The sequence below is a fragment of the Salinisphaera hydrothermalis C41B8 genome (genome assembly GCF_000732535.1).
Lineage (GTDB): Bacteria > Pseudomonadota > Gammaproteobacteria > Nevskiales > Salinisphaeraceae > Salinisphaera > Salinisphaera hydrothermalis.
Genome location: NZ_APNK01000007.1, coordinates 1 through 22,591 on the forward strand (window position 1 = coordinate 1; position 22,591 = coordinate 22,591).

The following is a 22,591-nucleotide window of genomic DNA, read 5'->3' on the forward strand; positions in this document are numbered from 1 at the left end:
AGTGGACGCGAGATCCCCAGCCATTCTTTTATCCGCCAAACCAGTTGTTGGCGGGACTGGACAAATATGCCTGGCTACCGGGGTCACTGGAGCCGGCCGCCCTGGCCGAGCGACTGCTGAACGCGCACGGGCGCGAGTACCCATTCCTTATCGTCAAGGATGTGCTGCAGGATTCGCCGCTGCTGGACGCGCGCGACAACGCCTATGCCGACGCGTTCCTGCAGGCCTGCCGCGCCGCCGGCTTCGTGCTCATGGCGGGACAAGCGCTGGCCTGGGTGCCGATCGACTTCGCCGATGAAGACACTTACCTGGCGCGTCTGTCTCGCGGTGCGCGGCGCGATATCCGACGCAAGCTGCGCGTGCGCGACCAGATCGCCGTCGAAACGCTGGCCACCGGCAGCGCGGCGCTGTGCGATCCGGCCACGCTGGACGCTTGCGTCGCGCTCTACGAGCAGGTCTACGCCCAGAGCGAAGTACACTTCGACCACCTGGATGCCGGCTTCCTGCGCGCCGTGCTCGGCGACGCGGACTGCGGCGGCGTGGTCTTCGTATACCGCCACGAGGGCCGCATGATCGGCTGGAACCTTTGCTTCGAGCACAACGGCATGCTGGTCGACAAATACGTCGGCTTCGATTATCCGGCGGCGCGCGATTTCAATCTCTACGCCGTGAGCTGGATGCACAATCTGGGCTATGCGCGCGAGCGCGGCTTGACGCATTACATCGCCGGCTGGACCGATCCCGAGATCAAGGCGCATCTCGGGGCCCGATTCACGTTCACGCGACATGCCGTGCGGCCGCGCAACCGTCTGTTACGGGCCCTGCTGCGGCGGATCGCCCCTTATTTCGAAAGCGATCGAAACTGGCATGAACAGCGCACTCCTGATGCATCCCGTCGTTCTTGATCTCGACGGCTCGGTCGGGCCATTCGACCATTCAATCCGCCTGCCGCTCGACGACTGGGCGGACCAATTGCGCTTCGCCTGCAGCCGCGGCGCCTTGCGCGGCTTCGCCCGCGAGCTCGCGCTCAAACTGCCGCTGAACCCGGGTCCGGTGTTCATGGGCAGCGGCGACTTCCATCATCTGAGTCTGCCGCTGCTCGAACGCGCGAGTACGCGCACCGCCGTGGATGTCGTCGTATTCGACAACCACCCCGACAACATGCGTTTTCCCTTCGGGGTGCATTGCGGGTCGTGGGTACGGCGGGCGCTCGCCCTGCCGGGCGTCCGCCATGTACACGTGGTCGGCATCACATCAGCCGATATCGGCCTCGGGCACGCCTGGGAGAACTATCTGCGCCCGTTGTATGCCGGGCGTCTGCACTACTGGTCCACCGGCGTTGATGTCCGGTGGGCGCGCTGGCTGGGCCTCGCCCCCGTCTTTCATGCGTTCGACCACATCGAATCCTTGCTGCAGGCGTTTGTCGCGCACATGGCGGACGAGCGCCTGCCGATCTATCTCTCGATCGACAAGGATGTGCTGAGTATCGAGGATGCCCGCACCAACTGGGATCAAGGCGTGATGCACGAGTCCCAGCTGATCGCGGCGATTCAGGCGCTGCACGGGCGCCTTATCGGCTGCGACATCACCGGCGAAGTGTCGGTGGCGCGCTACCCGCAGTGGTGGAAACGCGTGCTGTCGTCTCTGGATCGACAACCGGCGCTGTCGGCCGCCGAAATCAGCGATTGGCAGGCGGACCAGCAGGCCCTGAACCGACGTCTGCTACCCCATATTCAGGCGGCCTGGCAGCCGGACAGCGCATAGCGATGACGCCCGCTCAGCCCGGTTCGTCTTCGGATTCGCTCAAGGCCAGACAGAAGATGCCGGCCACGATGGCCGCCGCGCCCAGCGCCTGGCTCCAGCCAATGGATTCACCGAACACCGGCACCGACAGCAGCAATACGCTGACCACCTCGAGATGCGACGCAGCAAACGCCGGGCCGATGGGCGCCCGCCGCAACAGTGTCATCCACGTAAAGAAGGCCCCGATGTAACCCACCACGGCCCCGTAGACCCAGGGCTGGGTGAAGACGCGTTCCAGCCATGCGAGATTGGCCTGGACCGGAAGGGCCTGATCGCCGGCGTATTTGAAACTGAGCTGGGCGAGCGTATCGAAGCCCAGCAGAATCGCGAATCCGATGATATAGAAACGCTTCATGTACCGGCCCCCACGATCGCTACGCCGAGCGCGACCAGGGCAATGCCCAGCACGCGCAGGCGGGTCAGGCGCTCACCGAACAGAAACCGGCCGGCCAGCATGATGACCACGATATTGATCGAGCCGAGCAGAATGCCGCGACCCAGCGGAATCAGCGACAGAAACGCGATCCACGCGAGAAACTCGAACAGATAACAGCTGCCGCCCAGCCAGATCCACGGCCGGACCAGCATATGCCGCCAGTGGTCCAGGCCGCTGCCGTCGATGCCATGGCTGGCCGCGGCCTTGAAGCTCAATTGCCCGGCGGTATCGAACAGCTCGACGATCAACCAGAGAACCAGAACCGTCGTCGTCATGAAGCGGCCCCGGGCAGGGCCCGCCCGGTGATCATGCGGCGCGCTCGGTCGCGAAGCCAGCGGCCGCGACGCGGGCAAAGAAATCCGCAACGCCTTCGATCAATCGACGACGCTCTCGATCGATGGTGATCATGTGATAACTGTCATCGAGCCACAGCATCTCGGTGGGCCCGCTAACACGCCGTGCCACCAATTCGGCATTCCGGCTGGAGGCGATATCGTCCTCGGTCGCGTGCGCGATCAGACAAGGCGCCACCACCCGGCGCAGATCGCGCCGCACCCGACGCGACATCAGATAAAGCTCGGCCAACGAATGCCAGGGGTTGCCGGGCAAACCGGCTGCGGTGCTATCGCCGCTGGCCATGGCCTCGCTGATTTTCCGGCGCAGATTCTCGTCGCGTAAGCCATACGGCGGCTGCTCCATGAACATCCGGTCGCGGCCAATACCCAGGCGCTTGAGCATGGGTAGCAAAAAAGACAGCCGGTTGAGCGCAGGCAGGCTCCAGCCGTCGTAGCGGAACGTGGCCCCCAGCACACCGACGCCATCGACCCAGTCGGGATGCTCTTCGGCCACCCTCAGCGCGAGCAACGCACCCATCGACAAACCCGCAACGAACATATGCTCGACCGATCCGCGCATCTCGCGGGCCGCGGTTTCCACGCTTCGATACCAATCGGTCCAGCCCGTGGCGAGCAAATCGTCGACGCTGCCGCAATGACCGGCCAGCTGAACCCCGCGGGTGGTAAACCCCCGATTGTTCAGGCCCTTGCCCAGAATACGCATTTCCTGGGGCGTGCCGGTCAGGCCATGAATCAGAAGCACGCCGCGATTATCGCCCGGGAAGAAGAATTCGACGTTAGGGATCATCTCGTGTCCTGTGTCGCAGATTTTGGCCCCGAACGCGTGCGAGCCCTGCTGCATGATGAAACCGGCTGCCTGGGGTTCAACGCTCGAAACGCAGGGCGCACAGTCGTGATCCCAGCATTTCACAGCGGGGTTTCAACAGTCTTTCAAGCGGACCGGCGTTATCGGGTTCAGGAAACCAATGGTGTTGGAATCGGACGACCGGGGGCCGGCAAGTCGCCCGCCCGTCGCCCGCGAGGCGACGACGAAACCGGCGAGCGGGTACGTGTCCGGTCTCGTGATTCGTTTGGCTGCCAAGCCATGATCAACAACCCACCAAGCAAGGCGAAACAGAGCAGACACAAGCCGCCATAAAACCACACAACATTCAGCGCATCGCCCAGGACAGGCACCGACACGGCGAACAGCCCGAACAATGTCAGCAGACCGCGTGCGAGCCATCGCTTGGCGCGTGCCAACGAAGGGGCGCGATACAGGATCGCGAACAAAGGCAGCAGCAGAAGAATGTAGTAGTGGAGCTCGGTCACCGGCGCGGCGATCAACAACCAGACCACCAGCGCCGATGTCACGAATAGCGCGTTCTTGTGGGCTGCCCTGCGCTCCACCCGGCAAATTATCAGGAACAGGCCGACCGAGACGCCATCCGACACCGCTTGGACGTAAGGCTTAAGAGCGGGCACCGCGGCTTCCGAGACTCGGGTCAGGACCGCGTAAAGGGATTGATTGTGCAGACCGTCGGGCTGTAGCAGCTGGGGGAAATAGGCCGCCTTGCTGCCTGGCGTGAATGCCGGCAGGCCGACCACATGCATCCATTCGATCACATCGTGGACCGCTGACTGCCAGCCGAGTACACAGGCCGGGAACAGCAGGCCGCCGAGGATCATGAAGACTACGCTGAACACACAAAAACGCCAGCGACGACGCCATACGAAATAAGCCAGCAATGCCAACGGGAAAACCTTGAGCACGACCGCCACGGCCAGACAACCCGCCGCCCGGACCGGTTGATCGATGGCATCGTAGTAGAACATCGCGAATACAGCGGCAGCGACCACGACCGATGCCTGACCCCGCGCCAGGCCATCGACGATGAACGGTAATGCCAGCACGACAGGCAGCAAAGGTTTAGCGCTATCCAATGGGCCGGCGCCGGCACCGACCAATCGGCGGCAATACCGGATACCTAAACTCAACGCGGCCACACAGATCAGAAACCACAGCAGCACCGAGGCCGGCAAGGGCAGCCGAGTCAATGGCGCGGCCAGAATCGCCAGCGGCGGTAGATAGACATAGGCCCAGTCGCGCTCGTTATGCGCCTTGTAGATATCGGACCCGTTGCGTATCGCCTGGCCCCCGGCGAGATACGCCGTGAAGTCCGAATGCGTATGGGTCGAGCCGAAAGGGTGGCCAGCCACCGTAGACGGCCCGGCACGCCATACGGTGCCCAGGGCCAGGAGTACGGTGATCAGTACCACGAGGCCGCGGAACCACAGGTGCGACGACTTGAAGCGAGATTGTGCTTGCATGAGCTGTGACAGACTAACGGCGGCCGCCCGAACGACAGTCGCCGGGGCATGCAAGACCACGCCGCCCGCGTGGCCCGTCGCAACGACATGAGTCGATCGCAGCGTGGCCCACTCGCCTGCCCCGGTTGCAGCAGCAGGCGTTAACTGGCGTACGGGCCCGCGTCATGCCCGCGCGTCGATGGCAGTGTCGTTGCCGCCCTGGCACCAGGGTCTTGCCCGATGTCTCGTGAATCGAAGACCCGGCGCGACAATCGGCCGGGCAGGACAAGGCGATATTGGCGAGCATTCACAGCTCCGGTCATGGAAAATCGAGCGCCGCGCGGCCAGACTCGGCCACCGGATGACACCAGCGTCCCAGACCGCAGTTTCGTGAGCCTTTCGTCGGCCACTTAGAGCCCATTCAAATAGGCCCTCACGGCGATGGGGAGCGGGTCAGGACGCCCCGTCGCGCAGAATCCGTACCACCACCCGCTGTCCGATCCGCAGATGGGCGGGGTGGTCGAACGCCAGAACACAGAGCACCGTGCGAACCCCGGCATCCTGGCCGGGATCGGTGTCGAGCGTGGGCTTGCGGAAGACATCGCCGACGCGAACGACATGAGCGCGGCCCAACGAAGTCTGGCCGGCATCGTCCAACAACACCTGCGCTGACATACCCTTATGTACGGCGCCCACATACTCCTGGTTCAATTCGGCGCGGACGATACGCGCACGATCGGGGAGCAATTCGAATGCCGGGGCCGCATCGGCGCCCACCTGGTCGCCCGGCTGGATATTCACCTGCACGATACGGCCCGCTACCGGCGCCTGAATCCGATGTTGCGTCAGCTGGTGCTGGGCGACCGCCAGATTGCCGTTCGCGATTTCGATCTGGGCACGCGCGCCGTCCCGTTGCCATTTCAGTTCCCGTGCGGTCTGCGCGGCGGTATCGGCATCGTGTCTCGAGCCGGCGCCAGCGCGAGCTGCGGTTCGAAGTTTGTCGGCCTGGCTGCGCGCTGCTTTCAACCGATCGTCCAGAATGCGTTCCTGGGTACGCGCTTGCGATAATTTGCCTTGCGCGATATGGACCTGGGCCTGGGCGACCTGCGCATCCAGGCGGGCGAGAAGCTGCCCTTTCTTGACCGTGTCGCCCGCGTGCACCAGCACTGTATCCACCGCGCCAGACACCGGGACCTGCAGCTTCAACATACCGCCCTGAACATCAACCCGGCCGCGCGCCACGGCGGCATAGGCGGCCTGGTCACGCGGCTTGGTCTGGGGTGAGGCCGGAGCGCGGTCGGCGGCCCAGGCCACCGCCAACGCGGCCGTCAGCAGAACAACGAATGGCACCGCGACATAACGTATCCGCCCGGCGTATCGATTCTTGAACATGGCCGTTTCCTGTCGTGGCGGATTCATCGCGCGCCACGGTCTGAGTCGTCGAGAATGCGCCCGTCTTCCATCGTCAGCACGCGATCGGCATGGCTGATCAGCCGTGGATCGTGGCTGACGCACAACACCGTCGTGCCGTGGTTGCGGGCAATGCGATGCAACAGATCGATCACGATCTGCCCGTTGGCAGCGTCGAGCGCGCTGGTCGGTTCGTCGGCGAACAACAGCGCCGGCGCCTTGGCCAGCGCCCGGGCGATCGCGACGCGCTGTTTCTCGCCGCCGGACAGGGCCGCCGGGCGAAGATGCTGCCGATGGGCCATGCCCATCTCGGCCAGCGCCTCGTCGGCGCGCCGCGTGATCTCTTGCGCCGATAGCCGCATGTACTGCAACGGCAGCTGCACTTGCTCGCGTGCCGTCAGCGCAGGGAAGAGATTGAAGCCTTGAAATACGAACCCGGTATGGTGCAGACGAAACGCTTCTACGCGTTTGGCATCCATCGCCTGCAGCGACTCCGACAGCGCCAGAACGCGCCCGTGATCGGGGGCCTGCAGGCCGCTGAGAATCGACAGCAATGTGCTCTTGCCACAGCCCGACGGCCCGGAGATGAGCGTGAGTGCGCCAGCGCCGATTTCTACCGACAGGTCGTCGAGAACTCGCGTGCTGAGCTGCCCCGACGTAAACGACTTGGTCAGGTTTTCGGCCACCAGCATCGGATTCGGATCGATTACGGTATTCGAGTACGGCATCCGCTCATCTCAACAAGGTGGCCGGGTCGGCGCGTTGCATGCTGCGCATCGCCATCAACCCGGACACAGCGACCAAGGCCATCACCAGCCCCAGGCAGGCCGCGGCTACGGACGGCTGCATGGCCACGGGCACGTTGTTGCTGTGCGCCAGCCAGATCAGCAACGCCGCGAGCACGCTGGCCAGCACGACACCGCAGGCGCCGACCCAGAACGCCTGCTCCAACACCACCCAGCGCAGCGAGCGCTTGCCGACACCCAACGCATTGAGCGTGGCGTATTCATTGACCGAGGCCGCGACGGCCGCCATGAGCGCTTGGCTGGTGATGATGGCGCCGACCACGAAAACGATGACCGCCAGAAACAGCACGCCGGCACCGGCGCCGGTATTGAACAGCCAGAACAGCACCGAAAGCCGCGCGAACGCCGGCGCGGTCCAGGCCTGGTAGCGTCCGAAGCCGCTGTGTCCATTGATATCGGCGACGACCGACGACGCCGCGGCCGGATGACGCAGGCGCGCAACCAGGTAAGTGGGGCCACCACTGTCGCTCGGCGCCGGATCCAGCATGCGCGCTGTCTGCAGCGACGTGACGATGTCCGCCCCGCCCAGCGCACGCAGACCGCGGGCCGTGCCCACCACGCGCACCAGATGGCCGTTGACGCTGGCCGTGTCCCCGACCTGTACCCCCAATTTGTTCAAATCGGCCGGATCGACAATGACGGATTCGGGATACGCCAGGCGCGCGCGCAACGCGGGCGTCAGCACACGAGCAAACATCATCGCACCCGGCCGCGTCGACACACCGGACACGAACACCGATACGCCACCGGTGCCGTGACCGCCGCGCCAATCGCCATCGAGCAGATAGAACGGCTCGACCGACTCGATCTGCGGATTCATCTCCAGCAGCGACGCGATATCGCCGTCGATGGGCCGGCCCTGGTCGACGCTCTGGGTGCCGGGATAGCCGACCCAGAGATCCGCATTCGAATCCGAGACATACACCGCCGCGCCGCCGAAAATACCGAGCACCAGAGCGGCCTGCAGCAGCTGCAGCAGCGTCGCGAAACTCACCGCCAGCATCGCCGGCAGAAAGCGTCGCCATTCGTGCAGCAGTGTCTTGCGCGCCAACGAAACCATCATTCAGCCCGCACTCTCGATCGCGTGATTGCTCGGCCCGCCCAGCGCCTTGTAGAGCGCCACGTAGGCGATATCGTGCGCCGTCTGGGCCTGGGTGAGCCGCAGGCGAGCCTGGTTGTAAGCCAGTTCTGCCCCGAGACGTTGATCGGGACTGTCGAGCCCGAGCTGGTCGCGGGTCCGGGCCCGGCCTAGCGCGGTCTGCTCACGCTGGAGCACTTGTTGCCGCGTCTGGATTTGTTGCTGCGTGCTGTTCAGATCGTCGAGCTTGGTTTCCACATCCGCCACGCCCTGCAACACGGCCTCGCGATACGCCAGCGATGCCGCCTTGAGCAAATGTCCCTTGGCCTGGGCCCGTGCCTTGCGCATACCCCAGTCGAACAGCGGAATATCGATCATCGGGCCGATCGAACCGATGCCGCCGACACCGCTCGACTTGTAGCTGGCCAGATTCGCCGACGCCACCAGCGAAGCGCCAATCCCGATGCTCGGATAGCGATCGGCCCGCGCCAGACCCAGCTCGCCCGCGGCACGAATCACCCGAGCCCGGGCCTCGGCGATGCCGGGTCGCGTATAGAGCAGCGTTGCCGGCACCGATACCGGTTCATAGCCTTGCAGCGTGGGCACGTTCGCCGCCTGCAGCCAGCTCTTGTCGGGCTCGGCACGGCCGGTGAGCAGCGCCAGTTGTTGGGCCGCCGCCACGGCCGCATGCCGAGCGTCCTGCCGCTCCGCTTCCAAATCGGAGGCTTTCAACAACGGCGCGCTCAACACCGTCGGCGATGCCAGGCCGAGACGAATACGTTCGCGCGCGAGCCGGATTCGATGATGTTGCACGGCCAGCATCTGGCCAAGGATCGAGCTGCGCTGCTGCGCGCCGCGCAGATTGATCCAGTCACGCGCAATTTCCGCCACCATCGACACGCGTACGTCGCGCAAATTGCTGGCCGCGGTAGCGAGATGCCCGCGGGCCACGTTCTTCTTGGCCTCGCCGCGACCGAACAACGGCAGCTCCCAGTTCGCATCGAAGCCCATGAGGAAATAAGAAGCCCGGGCGTCCGGGTCCACCGGGTCGTCGGTCTTGATGCTTAGCGACGGCTTGTACGGCGCATCGCTATGCAGATACAACGCCCGCGCCGCCAGGACCCGCTCGCGCGCCGCGGCCAGATCCAGGTTCGCCTTGAGCGACTCGTCCACCAGCCGATTCAAGCCCGGATCATTCAGTGCCTGCCACCATTCCCGATAATCGGGATGCGGCGGTGCCGTCTGCCCGGTTGCATGCACCCAGTGCGATGGCAGCGCGACATCCGGGTGCGGCACCGGCGTCGATGCACAGCCGCCCAGCAACAGGGCCATGCCCAAAACGGCGCCGCCGCGAACCCGACGGGGCGACGGCCAGGCTTTCGATGCGTTCGAGGGTATCGTCGCCATCATGAACGCGCCCCAGCGCGCCCGGCATGCGTCTCGCCCGCGCCGGGTTCGGTTCGCCGCGGCAGGCTGATTCGCACACCGAGACCGCCGAGCGGTGAGCGTTCGAAACGCAGGCTGCCCTGGTGCTTCAAGACGATATGCCGAACGATCGCCAGGCCCAGACCGGTGCCGCTGCGTCGATTATCCGGCGCCCTAAAAAAACGCTCCCCGAGCCGCGGCAGGATATCGGCATCCACACCGGGGCCGCTGTCGTCCACCTGGAGACAAAGCTCGTCGGGCGACGTCGTCAGGGCGAGCGTCACGGTCCCGCCACGCGGCGTGTAGCGCAACGCGTTATCGATGAGATTATCCAGCGCTTCCTGAAGCGCAATCGAATCACCATCGACCCAGGCCCGCTCATCGGTGGTTTCGAAGCCGAAGTCGATCTCCTGCTCGATGGCCTCCGGCACGCGCTGCCCCGCCAGCTCCGGCAGCAAGACTCGCAGATCGACCGGCACTTTCTGCATCGGGCGCGCCTCGGCCCGGGTGAGCGCCAGCAGCTGTACCGAGGTCCGCGCCGTACGCCCGGTGAGCTGTTGAATATGCTCCAGCGCTTGCACGGCCCGTGGGTCATCCGCGTGCTGCAGGGCCCGTTCGACCTGAAGGCGCAAGCCCGCCAGCGGTGTCCGCAACTGATGCGCCGCATCGGCGATGAAACGCTCGTGCAGCGCCATGATGTCGCGCAAGCGCGCGAACAGCGCGTCGATGGTATGCGTCAATGGCAACAGCTCGACCGGGACATCGTCGTCCTCGATCGGCGACAAATCATGGTCGCGACGGCGCAGACGCTGGGTTAGCGGATCGATGACGCGCAGACCGAAACGAACCCCGAGCCACACGAGCAACAACAGCACGCTGATCAACGCGACCTGCAACGAAATATTCAGCAGCAGAATCTGGCGCGCGACCTGCCGGCGCCCCTGAAAGGTCTGGGCCACCGTGATCTCGAGCACGCCCTGCCCATGATTGGGCGCGTCGATCGTGATGGTGGCGGCGCGCAGAGCGGTATGCCCGATATGCGTGTCGTACAGACGCGGTGCCTGCCCCGGCTTTGGCAACGCGGCTACCGGCGGCAACACCCGGCTCCCCGCGATCAGCCCCCGCTGTGGGCTGCGAATCGCGAAATAATTATGGCCGTCCGGGTCGAACTCCAGCAGAAAACGCGCCTGTGGCGATACCGTGCCCTTGAGCGACCGGGTTTGCAGCATCGTCGCCAGCGTACGGGCGTCGTCGGCGAGATCTTCGTCATGCACGCGATTGGCATAGGACAAGGCAACGACATAAGTGATGACGGCATCCGCCGTGAGAATGATCAGCATGGGCACCAGCAGAAACAATAAAAGCCGGCGACGCAGACTCGGGCGCCGCGCGCGCGTCGACATCGTCAAACTCATGCTGCTTTGTCATCGACTTTCAGGATATAACCAAGACCACGCACGGTCCGCACGCTGGCGCCGGAATTTTCCAGTTTTCTCCGCAGCCGGTGAACGGCGATATCCAGGCCGTTGTCGGTGAGCTCCTCGTTCCAGTCGCAAACAGCTTCGATCAGCTGGGATCGGCTCGTGAGGCGTTCCTGACGCGCCGCCAACGCTGACAACAACCCGAATTCCCGCGCTGTGAGTTCCAGCTCACGATCGCCGACCCAGCCGCGTCGGCCGGCGATATCCAGGCGCAGCCGCCCCAGCAGCATTTCCGGCCGGCCGTGCGCCACCTGGCGCCGTAGCAGCGCGCGCACGCGCGCCGCAAATTCGGCATACGCGAAAGGTTTGACGAGGTAGTCGTCGGCGCCCAGATCCAGCACGCGGATTCTTTCCTCCATGCTGTCTCGTGCCGTGACAATGAATACCGCCAACGGATTCTGTTGCTTGCGCAGCTCCTGGAGCAGGCGATCGCCGCTGAGATACGGCAAACCGAGATCCAGAACCAATAGATCGTGCGTCCGCTCCTCCAGCGCGACCCGCGCCTGGCGACCGTCCGCCAAGTGATCCACCGCATGCCCGCTATCACGCAGGCCCGCGCATAAACCCTCGGCAATGGCCGAATCATCCTCTACGACGAGAATACGCATCGATGGCAAGCCGTCCCGCCCCTCAGTTGCTCGGTGAAGCTATAGGACTACCCAACCATCAATAAGTTCACCCCGATAAAACTATTGGCGGATATTGGCGCTTATACAAAAATGTGTAACAAAAAAATAACGCTTCTAACGGTTAAAAAACTTATTTTTTACGAACCCGATCATTTAAACGGAAAGACGGGCGCGCCGTCGTTCGTCGTTGTCGCGAGCGAGACCATGGGGAAGAACGATGGGAGAGTTGCCCCGAGGGGCGATCGCCCCGGTCGCAAGACGTGGCCGGGGACGCGCCGTTGGCATCGGTCGATGGTGTCAGGTCAGACACGCGGCCATGGCATGCCCGGATTCACAATGCCCGCCGGCGCCTGCTTTTTTACAGGGGATTTGGGGCGTGTCGTCATGAGATACCCGCCGCACCGGTGCCCACCCCGTCAGGCGGCGTTGCATGCCTTGAGACCGTGAAGCCCGCCGCGCTCGGCGGCATACCCTGCCGTAAAAGCATCACAACGCTTCTCGTCAGGTGTAGGTCGGCTTAGGGCGTGTCGTCATGAGATACACCGCCGCACCCGCGCCCGTGAGGTGGCAAGACAACGCATCCTGAGCGTCGCGTGGCCCGGCCACGTGAGCGAACGATAACGCCGGATTGCCGCCTCACGGGCACGGGCCCTGCGGGTGAGGCCCGCCCCCCGCGCCAGGCGGCGTTGCATGCCTTGACCGTGGGGCCCGCCACGCTCGGCGGCATGCGCCTTGCCTGACACGATGGGCGGGCCTCATGCGGTGGCGTCTCTCATGACGACACGCCCTAGGCCGCAGGCCGTAAGCCGACTCCGCCGACTGCGCCACCACTCGGGATTGCCGAGCATGGCGGCTGACGCTTCGCTCATCTGACCTGCGACTGCTCCCCCTTAAAGTTTGGAAACAGTCCTCTAGGGTCTGTTGAGGTTTGGTGCGAGTCCGCGCCAAGCGCAGTTTTGCGGCAAGACGAGGCGTAGCGAACGCGGCGTAGTCGTTCTACGCGAGAGAGCTATAACGCTGGATTGCCGTCGTGTCGTTAATTTAAGGGCGCTTGTCCCTTCGGGTTGGGCCGCCCATAAAAAATTAACTAGGGGCGCCCGGCGGCGTTGCGAGTCTGGGTCGTGGCACGCCACGACGCGGAGACTCGCGCCTTGCCGGACACGATTTGCGGACGCCAACGCGGCGCTCGCACGAAACCTCAACAGACCCTAGGCCGCGCTCGACGAATTCAGCCCCAGCGGGTCGGCGGCCGCAGACGGCGCCGCGTCGGCCGCGGGGCGCCGCTTGATGAGCGCATAGAAGCAGCCGGTTACGGCCGAGCCCGCGGCGATAGCGGCTAAATAAAACGCGACATGTGTCACCGCGTGCGGAATCAACAACACGAACAACCCGCCGTGCGGCGCCATCAGCTTGCAACCGAAGTACATGCTCAGGCCCCCTGCCGTCGCCCCGCCAAGCACACAACAAGGAATGACGCGCAGCGGATCCCGGGCGGCAAACGGAATCGCGCCCTCGGTAATGAAACAAAGCCCGAGCACCACCGCGGCCTTCCCGCCTTCGCGCTCGGTCGCGTCGAACTTGGGCCGCGCGACCAGGCTGGCCAGGCCGAGCCCGAGCGGCGGCACCATGCCGCCGGCCATGATCGCCGCCATCGGCAGATAGGTATGCGTGGACAGCAGCCCCACGCCGAAGGTGTAGGCCGCCTTGTTGATCGGCCCGCCCATGTCGAAACACATCATGCCGCCGAGCAGCAGCCCGAGCAGCACGGCGTCGGTGGACCCCATGGAATTGAGAAATTGCTTGAGCGCTTCCAGGATCGCCGCCACCGGCGTACCGATCACATAGATCATGATGAGTCCGGTGGCCAGACTCGAAAGCAACGGAATGATCAAAATCGGCTTGAGCGACTGGATGCTCGCCGGCAACGGCACGTAGCGTTTGACCGCCAGCGCGGCATAGCCGGCCAGGAAGCCGGCTATGATGCCGCCAATAAAGCCGGCGCCGAGATCGGTCGCCAGCCAGCCGCCAATGAACCCCGGCGTCAGGCCGGGCCGATCGGCAATCGAGTAGGCGATATAACCGGCCAGCACCGGCACCATCAGCTTGAACGCCGAGCCGGCCCCGATCTGCATCAGGGCAGCCGCGAAGCTGCCCTTCTGATCGGCGGCGTGGATGCCAAACACGAACGACAGCGCGATGCACAGCCCGCCGGCGACCACCATCGGCAGCATGAAGGACACGCCGGTCAGCAGATGCTTGTAGACGCCGCGATCCTTGATGCTGCCCTTGGATTTCGCGGCCGACGGGCCGTAACGGGTGACCTCGTCCGATTCCACCTCGGCCTCGGCGAGCGCGGCCTCGATGGTCGCTTTGGCGCGCTTCAACGCGGCCCCGGTCGAGGCGCGATAGATCCGCTTGCCGGCAAACCGCGAGTCGTCGACCTCGATATCGCAGGCGAGTAGCACCACGTCGGCGGCTGCGATCTCTTCCTCGGTGAGGGCATCCTGTGCGCCGACCGAGCCCTGGGTCTCGATGCGCACCTCGTGGCCCATCGCGCGCCCGGCTTCGGTCAAGGCCTCCGCAGCCATGAACGTATGCGCCACGCCGGTCGGGCAGGCCGTTACACCGACGATGCGCGCGCCCTGGGCAGGCACATCGTCGGCTTCGGTGTCGGCTCGCGGGGCCGGATCGTCGGCCGGGTCGTACGGCCGCGCCGATGTCTGCGCTGTCTCGATCACCTGATCTGGGTCAGCCAGGGCATCGGCCATCTCGGCCCGATACAGCGGCTGGCCGGCATAGCGCGTCAGGTCGACCGGCGCGCTCGCCGCGACGATGACGAGTTCGCTCGAACGCGTGTCCTCGGCATCGAACACCGCGGTGTGCCCGAGGCGTTCGGCGGCCCGCGCCAATCGCTGAGCGGCCAGCCAGGACGTGGTACGCCCGCCGGGGCAAGCCGTGACAATAGTAATGTTCATCCTCGACTCCTCGGCAACACGCGCCGGCCGTTTCGGCCGCCACGCCTCGCCTGGCAATAGCTCTTTATTCCACCGCGGCCTCGACCGCGACGGGGTATACCGTCACCGCCCGAAGCAAAGATTCGAAGGCCGGCGTATCCGAGCGTCCGACGCCGATCCGGGTAACCGCATCGGCCGACAGCGCGACCGCAAAAGCCAGCGTCCGGGCGTCGGTCCAGCCCGACAGCCGGCCGTGCATCAGCCCGGCCACCAGCGTGTCGCCGGCACAGACCGTGCTCTCGACCGGCACCTCGGGTGCACGCGCGGCCAGCCCAGCCGAGCCGGCGAGCCAGAGCACACCGTCGGCCCCGCGCGAGATGGCCACCTCGGCCACGCCGCGCCCCTGTAATTCGCGTCCTGCGGCCAGCAGATCCGCGTCGCAGCCGAGCGACCGACCGACGCAGGCGGCCAGCTCGGCTTCGTTGGGCTTGATCAATACCGGCGCCAACGCCAGCCCGGTTTCGAGCGCCGCACCGCTGGCATCCAGCCATAGCGGGATCCCGGCCTCACGCAACGGCGCGAGCGCGCGCTCGAGCATCGGCGCGGTGAGCCCCGGAGGCCAGCTACCCGCCATGAGCACCGCATCCGGCGGCGCGCTGGCGATCGCGGCCAGCTCATCGGCCAGCCGCGAAACATCGGCGTCATCGACCGTCGCCCCCGGGGCGTTGATGTCGGTGACCCGACTATCGGCTTCGGCCAGTTTGACGTTGGTTCGTGTCTCGCCGGCCACGCGCACGAAACGATCTGTCACGCCCCATTCGGCGAACGCGGCCTCGAACACCGCCGCATTGCCGGCGCCGAGAAACCCCGTCACCAACACCTCGTGGCCGTGTGCGGCGAGCACGCGCGCCACGTTGTTGCCCTTGCCGGCCGCAGTCGTGCGGCATGCGCTCGCGCGATTGACCTCGCCGGGCGCCAGCCGCCCCAGCCCGATGGACAGATCCAGCGCCGGATTGAGCGTGATGGTTAGAACACGCGCCATTACTGCTCGGCCTCGACGGCTTCGCGAACCTCGGCGGCCGTGGCCAGCGACAACAACGCTTCGGCGCGCGTGGACACCTCAGCCTGCGACAGCCGCCGGATGCGGGCTTTGACCAGCGGCACCTGGCGTGCGTTGACCGACAGCTCGTGTACGCCAAGCCCCACGAGCACGCCGACTGCCTGGGCGTCGCTGGCCAGTTCGCCGCACACGCCCACCCAGCAGCCGTGCGCCTCGGCGGCCGCCACTGTCATCAGAATCAGCCGCAGCACCGCCGGATGCAGACCGTCGGCTTGGCCCGACAGGCGCGGATGCCCGCGGTCGATCGCCAGGGTGTACTGGGTGAGATCGTTGGTACCGATGGAGAAGAAATCCACATGCGGCGCCAGCGTTTCCGCCAGCAGCGCACAGGACGGCACCTCGACCATCACGCCGAGCTGGACGTCGACCCCGTCGAACTCCTGAACCACGCGATCGTAGATGGCCTTGGCCTGATGGAACTCGGCCACGTCCTTGACCATGGGGAACATGATGCGCAGCGGGCGTCCCTCCGAGGCCGTAATCAACGCGCGCATCTGAGTTTCCAGAACTTGCGGCCGGTTGAGCGCCAGCCGGATGCCGCGCAAACCAAGAAACGGATTGTCCTCGGGCGGCACCGGCCAGTAATCCAGCGGTTTGTCACCGCCGACGTCCAGCGTGCGTGCCACCAGCGGGCGGCCCGGCCCGAGCGCCTCGAAGGCCCGCTTGTATTCGGTGACCTGGGTATCCAGATCGGGCGCGGCCGGATGCGCCATGAAGATGAATTCCGTCCGCAGCAGGCCGACGCCTTCGGCCCCGCGCTCGACCGCATCGGCGGCATGCGAGGTATTGCCGAGGTTGGCCCCGACCTCGATCCGGACGTTATCGGTGGTCACCGCCGGCTCGAAGCGGGCCGTGAAGGCTTCGGCCTCCAGCTCGGCGCGCTCGGCGATCGCCCGGTTGGCCCGGGCGCGGCGGTCGTCCGAGGGTTGCGGTACAACGCGACCGCGCTCGCCGTCGATGATCATGTCGATGCCGTCGGCCAAAGACAGCACGCTCTCGCCGGCGCCGACCACGGCTGGAATACCGAGGCTGCGCGCCAGAATGGCGCTGTGCGAGGTCGCCCCGCCCTTGGCCGTGAGCAAACCGCGCACGCGCTGGGTATCGAGCTGGGCCACATCGGACGGGCCGATATCCTCGGCCACTAGAATATAAGGATGATCGGGCGGCTCCGGCATGGACACGCCGCACAGACGACCCAGCACGCGCCGACCGACATCGCGCAGGTCGGCAGCCCGCTCGGCCAGTATCCGATCGGCCAGTGCAGCCTGGGCCCGGGCGGAGGCATCGATCGCCTGCCACCAGCCGGCTTCCGCCGAAGCGCCTTCGTTGATCGCCTCGACCGCGGCCTCGCGCAGCTCGGGGTCGCGCAGCATCTCTTCATGCATCGACAGGATTTCGGCCATGTCGCCGCCGTCGGCGGCCTGGATCAGCTCGGTGAGCTGGCCGTAGGCTTCGCGAATGGCGGCGTCGAGCCGTTTGCGTTCGCTGATCGAGTCGTCGGACGTATCGGCATAGTTGAATTCGGGCAGCCGCAGCACGAACACCGGCGCGATCGCCATGCCGGGCGAGGCCGCCACGGCGTCCAGCGCGGTATCAGCCGCCGGCGCCGGCGCATAAACACGCGGCTCGGTCTTGTTGCGCGAAGGCCGGGCTTCGCTGGTGTCTTCCAGCGGCAGCACATCCTCACCGAGGCCACTGCGGACTGCGTTGCCGATGGCTTCCAACGCGGTCGCCGCGCCCTCGCCTTCGGCCGAGAACACCAGCATCTGGCCTCGCCGCGCGCCCAGCCCGATCACCTTGGTCAGGCTCGCCGCCGAGACGGCGTCGGCGCCGCCGGATTCCAGCCGGACGCGGATCGGCAGCCGCTGCTCGCGCGCGATCTGCACCAGATTCTTGGCCGGGCGGGCATGCAGGCCATGGGCGTTGCGCACGCGCACCCGCAGCACCTCGGCGCCAGCGGACTCGCCCGCGAGCCGGCCGATCAGCTGACCGGTATCGAGCTGAGCCAGACGAGGCGCCTCGCCGGATTCCAGCACGCCAAGCACGCGTTCGAGCAGACCGCGCGTGACGTCGTCGGCCGCCTCGTCGGCATGCGGCAGGCGTGCCAGTACGAACACCGCCGCGGCATCGCCGACCTCGGCCGGCGTGGCAACGCCGAGTGCCGGCTGGGTGACGTCAGCACTGCCTTCGACGAGCCATAGCTTGTCGCCCAGCGATACCGGCGTCTGGCCCATGATCTGGCCGATGAAACCGGCGCCGGCGACGCCGGCCTCGTACAGCCGCGTGGCCGCCACCGCGGCCAGCCCTTCGCGCGAGGCGACCGGCACGCGCGCGGCTACCGTGGCCCGGTCGAGTCGGGCCTGGACCGGCGCCCGCGATAGCAGCGCGATGATGTCGGCGGCGTTGTCGGCCGCGGCCAGGCCTTCCGCCACGCCCGGCGCATCGAGCACATGCGTGAGCCGTCGCAGGATATCCAGATGTTCGTCGTTGGCGGCCGCGATGGTGATGATCAGCGACACCCGATTGCCGTCGTGCCACTCCAGCCCGTCCGGGTACTGCAACAGACGCAGCCCGGTGGTCTTGACGTAGTTGCGCGAGGCCGGCGTACCGTGCGGGATCGCGATGCCGTTGCCCAGGTAGGTCGAGCCTTCGCTCTCCCGCTGGAACAGCGATTGGCCATAGGCCGGATCCACAAGACCGGCCCGGGTCAGCGCCGAGCCGGCCTGAGTCAGCGCATCGCGCCAGTCATCGGCGGATTGATCGAGCAGAACGGCGTCGGAAGTGAGTTCGAGCATGACAACTCCGGAAACGGGTCGAGCCGCAAGCGGCATACAACGTGGCGGCGTGCCCGAGATATGCGCCGATCGGCGCATGGCTGAATCGTGTCACCGCGATTACAGTCGTATGCTGAAATCGCTCGCACGAGGAATCAAGTGAAAACCCCGCGCTTCAGACAAAAGTCTGACACACCGACATGAGTGCCCGTACGCTTGCCGACATCGCCCGGCTGGCCGGCGTATCGCGCACCACCGCCAGCTATGTGATCAACGGTCAGGCCGAGGCGCGACGCATCAGCCCGGCCACGGTCGAGCGCGTCGAGGCCGTGGTGGCCGCCCATCATTTTCAGGTGGACGCGCGTGCCGCGGCGCTGCGACGGGGCGAGACCCGCACGCTCGGCCTGGTGGTGCCCGATCTGGAAAACGCCAGCTACGCGCGGCTCGCCAAACGCATCGAGCGCGGCGCGCGTCAGGCCGGCTACCAAGTCATCATCGTTGGCTCCGACGACGACCCGCTCACCGAACGCAGCCTGGTCAACGCGTTACGCGCCCGGCGCTGCGACGGACTGATCGTCGCCTCGTGCCTGCAGCGCGACGACGAATTCTACGACGACATCACCCAGGGCGGCCTGCCGGTGATCGGGCTGGACCGCCCCCTCGACGAAACCCGCTTTCGCAGCGTCGCCTCGAGCAACACCGAGGCCGCTCGCCAGCTCACGGCGTCGGTGCTGACCCGCGCAACCCGTACCCTGTTGTGGTTGGACGCGGTACCGGGGCTATCGATCACCGAGCGTCGGCGCCACGGCTTTCGGGCCGCCGTGGCCGAACATGGCGGCGAATGTCGCGCCGATATCCGTACCGCCGACGCGTACGACCGGGCCAGCGGCGCCCGGCTACTGGCGGACTATCTGGCCGAACACCCCATGCCCGACGCGCTACTCACCGCGGCCTATCCGCTGTTGGACGGTGCGCTCGACGTGCTTCTGGCCGAGAACGCCCCCGCGCGCGGGCTGCCGCGCGCCGGCACCTTCGGCGACGACCGCGTGCTCGACTTCCTGCCCATGGCGGTCAACTCGTTGCCGCAACAGCACGACCGGATCGCCGAAATCGCCCTCGACCGCATGTGGTCGGCGCTCGGCGGCGAAGGCACACCCGGACACGATCGGGTGCAACGAATCCTGAAATGTCGCACCCGCCCTGTTCCACCAGGCGGGAAAAAAGTTCCAAATCCGTGAGACATTAGTATTAGTTGCGCCCTACAGCGATGTGCAGGATCGCTCATCGCGGATATTTTATAAGTACCTACGATCTTTCTCATTTCCCCCACACATTCAATCAAGGAGATTCGATATGGCCGGTGCATCTGGTCCTGTCTCGTCGACATCCAAGTCGGCGCCCGACGCCGTCGCCCACGCCGACATCGTTCCGATGGTCTGGCTCTCCTGCGGCCTCGCCGCCCTCGCCGGGCTGTTGTTCGGCATGGACATCGGCGTCATTTCCGGCGCCTTGCCGTTCATCAAAAAGGATTTCAACCTGTCCTCCGCCATGGAAGGCTGGATCGTCTCGTCGATGATGGTCGGCGCAGCCATCGGCGCCCTGTCGGCCGGTTCAATTTCCAAGAGCATGGGCCGTAAGCGGGCCCTGCTGGCCTCGGCGCTGCTGTTCATCGTCGGCGCGCTCGTCTGCGTGGTCGCCACCGGCCCGACCATGCTGTGGATCGGCCGTATCCTGCTGGGCCTGGCGGTGGGCGTGGCCTCGTTCACGGCGCCGCTGTATCTGTCCGAGGTCACGCCCGAGCGTATTCGCGGCACCACGATTTCGTTCTACCAGCTGATGGTGACGGTGGGCATTCTCGCCGCGTTCGTCTCCAATGCCGCGTTCTCCTATATCGAAAGCTGGCGCTGGATGTTCGGCGTGCTGGCGATTCCGGCCGTGTTGCTGTTCTTCGGCGCCCTGTCGGTGCCCAACAGCCCGCGCTGGCTCGCCGCCAAGGATCGCTTCGACGAGGCCCGTGACGTGCTCTCCAAGCTGCGCGGCACCTCGGAGGAAGTCGAGTACGAAATGGGCGAGATCCAGGAAGCGCTCGAATCCGAAGCCGATTCCCAGGGGTTTCAGATGTTCAAGAACAACCCGAACTTCCGTCGTTCGGTATTCCTGGGCGTGGCGCTTCAGCTCGTGCAGCAGTTCACCGGCATGAACGTGATCATGTACTACGCCCCGCAGATCTTTCAGGCGTCGGGCTTTCAGGGTACTTCGGCCAGCCTGTGGGCGACCGTGGTGACCGGCCTGACCAACGTGCTGGCCACCTTCATCGCCATCGCACTGATCGACCGCGCCGGCCGCAAGCCGATTCTGTACGCCGGCTTCCTGATGATGGCCGCCACGATGGCCGTGTTGAGCTACGTGCTGCACGTCGGCGCGACCACCACCGTGCTGCAGTACACCGGCATGGCCATGGTGCTGCTGTTCGTGGTCGGCTTCGCCATGTCCGCGGGCCCGCTGATCTGGACGCTGTGTGCCGAGATTCAGCCCCTGCAGGGCCGCGACTTCGGCATCGGCGCTTCGACCGGTGCCAACTGGATCGGCAACTTCTGCATCGGCTTTTTCTTCCCGATCATGTTCGAAGGCATCGGCGGCGCCTGGACCTTCGGCCTGCTGGCCGCGGTCAACGCGCTGTTCATCATCTTCACGCTCAAGTACGTGCCCGAAACCAAGGGCATCTCGCTCGAGAAGATCGAAAGAAACCTGCTGGCAGGCAAGGCGCTTCGCGCCATCGGTGTGTAGTAAACTGTTGGCATGACCAACTTAACGACCGGCCTTTGGGCCGGTCGTTTTGTTTGTGCCGAACGAACAACGGGTCGGCCCGTCCGCCGACAGGGCCGGTCACGTCCCAATACGGGGTTCTGACATGAGAAATGCCTGGGATCGTGCTTACGACAATCGTGCCGCCGTGACCGACGCCGAAGACTGGCTCGCGGCCTGGGAACATGATGCCGATGCCTTTCGTGCGCAGCTTGGCGAGAATCAACCCGCCGAACGCACCTACGGCGTCGACGCTCGCGAAGTCTTCGACCTGTTCGAACCGGACGGCGACGCCGCGGGCACGCTCATCTTCGTTCATGGCGGCTACTGGCGTGCGCTGTCGCGCGAGCTCAATCATCAGTTCGCCGCGGGGGCGCTGGCCCGAAATTGGCGGGTTGCGTTCATCGAATATCCGCTATGCCCGGATGTGACACTGGAGTCGCTGGCCGACGCCGTGATTGCCGGCATTCATGCCGTGGCCGGCGAAGTGGACGGCCCGCTCGTACTCGCCGGCCACTCCGCCGGCGGGCATCTCGTGACGCATGCCGTCACGGCCCACAGCGGCCTGTTGGCTTCGGCCCGCCGCCGCATTCGCCGCGTCATCTCCATCTCCGGGCTGCACGACCTGCGCCCGATCGTCGCGACCACCGATATCAACGGCACGCTCGGCCTTTCGGAACATCGCGCCACAGTCGCCTCTCCGGCATTGCAATCGCCGAACCTCGACGGCGATCTGATCTGCGTGGTGGGCGGCGACGAACTGCCCGAACTCAAACGTCAGACGTATTTGCTGGCCAATATCTGGACCGGCCTGGGCGTGACCACCCGCGCGGTGGAGCTGGCCGGCGAGCATCATTTTTCCGTGCTGGAAGGCCTGCGCTCGCCGGCCACGGCGCTGACCCGATGGGCGACACCGTCCGATTGATACCCGGCCGCCCCCAAGGCGGCGGTGCGATCGGCAAGCGCCCACGCTACCGCGCTCCTCTTAGCGACCCTCTTCGCTGCAGCTGAAATCACGCCGCGCGTCGCCGGCCCGCCCCACAGGCGTACGCGCTGACGCAACATGCCGTGAAGTCACGGTACGCGGGCAAGATGTCGCGTCAAAAAATAATTTCTGCCGCCTTACGCGCTCGGCCGTCTCTGAATACCATTCGAATCGAGTACATCGCGCGCCATCCAAGCGTTCGCGTTTTTTCGAGTCACGTGTTCTTCATATTTCCCGCCT

Annotated in this window: 18 protein-coding genes; 5 read left to right on the plus strand and 13 right to left on the minus strand. The window is 65.6% G+C overall.

Translation table 11 applies throughout. The features are described from left to right. Both C41B8_RS06655 and C41B8_RS06660 read left to right on the plus strand, forming a co-directional pair. Positions 1-905 (plus strand): GNAT family N-acetyltransferase (locus C41B8_RS06655; RefSeq protein ID WP_051883194.1); only part of this gene is annotated, 905 nt, incomplete at its 5' end. Next, positions 868-1,764 (plus strand): arginase family protein, encoded by an 897-nt coding sequence (locus C41B8_RS06660; protein ID WP_156962452.1) that lies wholly within the window; start codon positions 868-870, stop codon positions 1,762-1,764. The genes C41B8_RS06655 and C41B8_RS06660, both read left to right, overlap by 38 nt. Before the next feature lie 13 nt (positions 1,765-1,777). Here the strand turns inward: C41B8_RS06660 and C41B8_RS06665 are convergent, their stop codons facing one another. The 13 genes from C41B8_RS06665 to ptsP all read right to left on the minus strand — a co-directional run bounded on the left by C41B8_RS06665 (position 1,778) and on the right by ptsP (position 18,582). After that, positions 1,778-2,158, minus strand: a complete 381-nt coding sequence (locus C41B8_RS06665) for a DMT family transporter (protein ID WP_037335851.1) — start codon at positions 2,156-2,158, stop codon at positions 1,778-1,780. After that, entirely contained in the window at positions 2,155-2,514 is a 360-nt protein-coding gene (locus C41B8_RS06670) for a DMT family transporter (protein ID WP_037335854.1), read from the minus strand. Before C41B8_RS06670 ends, C41B8_RS06665 begins: the two co-directional genes overlap by 4 nt. A gap of 31 nt (positions 2,515-2,545) precedes the next feature. Continuing rightward, positions 2,546-3,382 (minus strand): alpha/beta hydrolase, encoded by an 837-nt coding sequence (locus C41B8_RS06675; protein ID WP_037336057.1) that lies wholly within the window; start codon positions 3,380-3,382, stop codon positions 2,546-2,548. Positions 3,383-3,549: 167 nt separating this feature from the next. Next, a complete protein-coding gene (locus tag C41B8_RS06680; protein WP_037335857.1) occupies positions 3,550-4,905 on the minus strand; it encodes a glycosyltransferase family 87 protein in 1,356 nt (451 codons plus the stop codon). Between the two features lie 432 nt (positions 4,906-5,337). Next, a complete protein-coding gene (locus C41B8_RS06685) occupies positions 5,338-6,276 on the minus strand; it encodes an efflux RND transporter periplasmic adaptor subunit (protein WP_198025091.1) in 939 nt (312 codons plus the stop codon). A 23-nt stretch (positions 6,277-6,299) separates the two neighbouring features. Beyond that, a complete protein-coding gene (locus tag C41B8_RS06690) occupies positions 6,300-7,022 on the minus strand; it encodes an ABC transporter ATP-binding protein (protein ID WP_037335860.1) in 723 nt (240 codons plus the stop codon). Positions 7,023-7,026: 4 nt separating this feature from the next. After that, positions 7,027-8,160 carry an ABC transporter permease gene (locus C41B8_RS06695; protein WP_037336062.1) on the minus strand — a complete coding sequence of 378 codons (1,134 nt, stop codon included), beginning with the start codon at positions 8,158-8,160 and terminating at the stop codon, positions 7,027-7,029. A gap of 3 nt (positions 8,161-8,163) precedes the next feature. Continuing rightward, on the minus strand, positions 8,164-9,510 hold the full coding sequence (locus C41B8_RS06700) for an efflux transporter outer membrane subunit (RefSeq protein WP_037336065.1): 1,347 nt from the start codon (positions 9,508-9,510) through the stop codon (positions 8,164-8,166). Positions 9,511-9,584: 74 nt separating this feature from the next. Continuing rightward, positions 9,585-11,018, minus strand: a complete 1,434-nt coding sequence (locus tag C41B8_RS06705) for a sensor histidine kinase (protein WP_156962453.1) — start codon at positions 11,016-11,018, stop codon at positions 9,585-9,587. Then, a complete protein-coding gene (locus tag C41B8_RS06710; RefSeq protein ID WP_037335863.1) occupies positions 11,015-11,692 on the minus strand; it encodes a response regulator in 678 nt (225 codons plus the stop codon). The genes C41B8_RS06705 and C41B8_RS06710 overlap by 4 nt, the downstream gene beginning before the upstream one ends. 1,229 nt (positions 11,693-12,921) lie before the next feature. Next, positions 12,922-14,688 carry a fructose-specific PTS transporter subunit EIIC gene (locus C41B8_RS21125; protein WP_051883197.1) on the minus strand — a complete coding sequence of 589 codons (1,767 nt, stop codon included), beginning with the start codon at positions 14,686-14,688 and terminating at the stop codon, positions 12,922-12,924. A 64-nt stretch (positions 14,689-14,752) separates the two neighbouring features. Further along, entirely contained in the window at positions 14,753-15,709 is a 957-nt protein-coding gene (locus C41B8_RS06720; protein WP_037335866.1) for a 1-phosphofructokinase family hexose kinase, read from the minus strand. Beyond that, positions 15,709-18,582 (minus strand): phosphoenolpyruvate--protein phosphotransferase, encoded by a 2,874-nt coding sequence (gene ptsP, locus C41B8_RS06725; protein WP_037335868.1) that lies wholly within the window; start codon positions 18,580-18,582, stop codon positions 15,709-15,711. The genes C41B8_RS06720 and ptsP overlap by 1 nt, the downstream gene beginning before the upstream one ends. Before the next feature lie 179 nt (positions 18,583-18,761). Between ptsP and cra the strand changes: the two genes are divergently transcribed. From cra to C41B8_RS06740, 3 genes are all read left to right on the plus strand, one after another. After that, positions 18,762-19,799: a catabolite repressor/activator gene (gene cra / locus C41B8_RS06730; RefSeq protein WP_037335870.1), complete on the plus strand. Its 1,038-nt coding sequence runs from the start codon at positions 18,762-18,764 to the stop codon at positions 19,797-19,799. A gap of 193 nt (positions 19,800-19,992) precedes the next feature. Further along, positions 19,993-21,348, plus strand: a complete 1,356-nt coding sequence (locus tag C41B8_RS06735) for a sugar porter family MFS transporter (protein ID WP_037336074.1) — start codon at positions 19,993-19,995, stop codon at positions 21,346-21,348. A gap of 124 nt (positions 21,349-21,472) precedes the next feature. Next, entirely contained in the window at positions 21,473-22,291 is an 819-nt protein-coding gene (locus tag C41B8_RS06740; protein WP_037335871.1) for an alpha/beta hydrolase, read from the plus strand. The last annotated feature ends 300 nt before the right edge of the window (positions 22,292-22,591 follow it).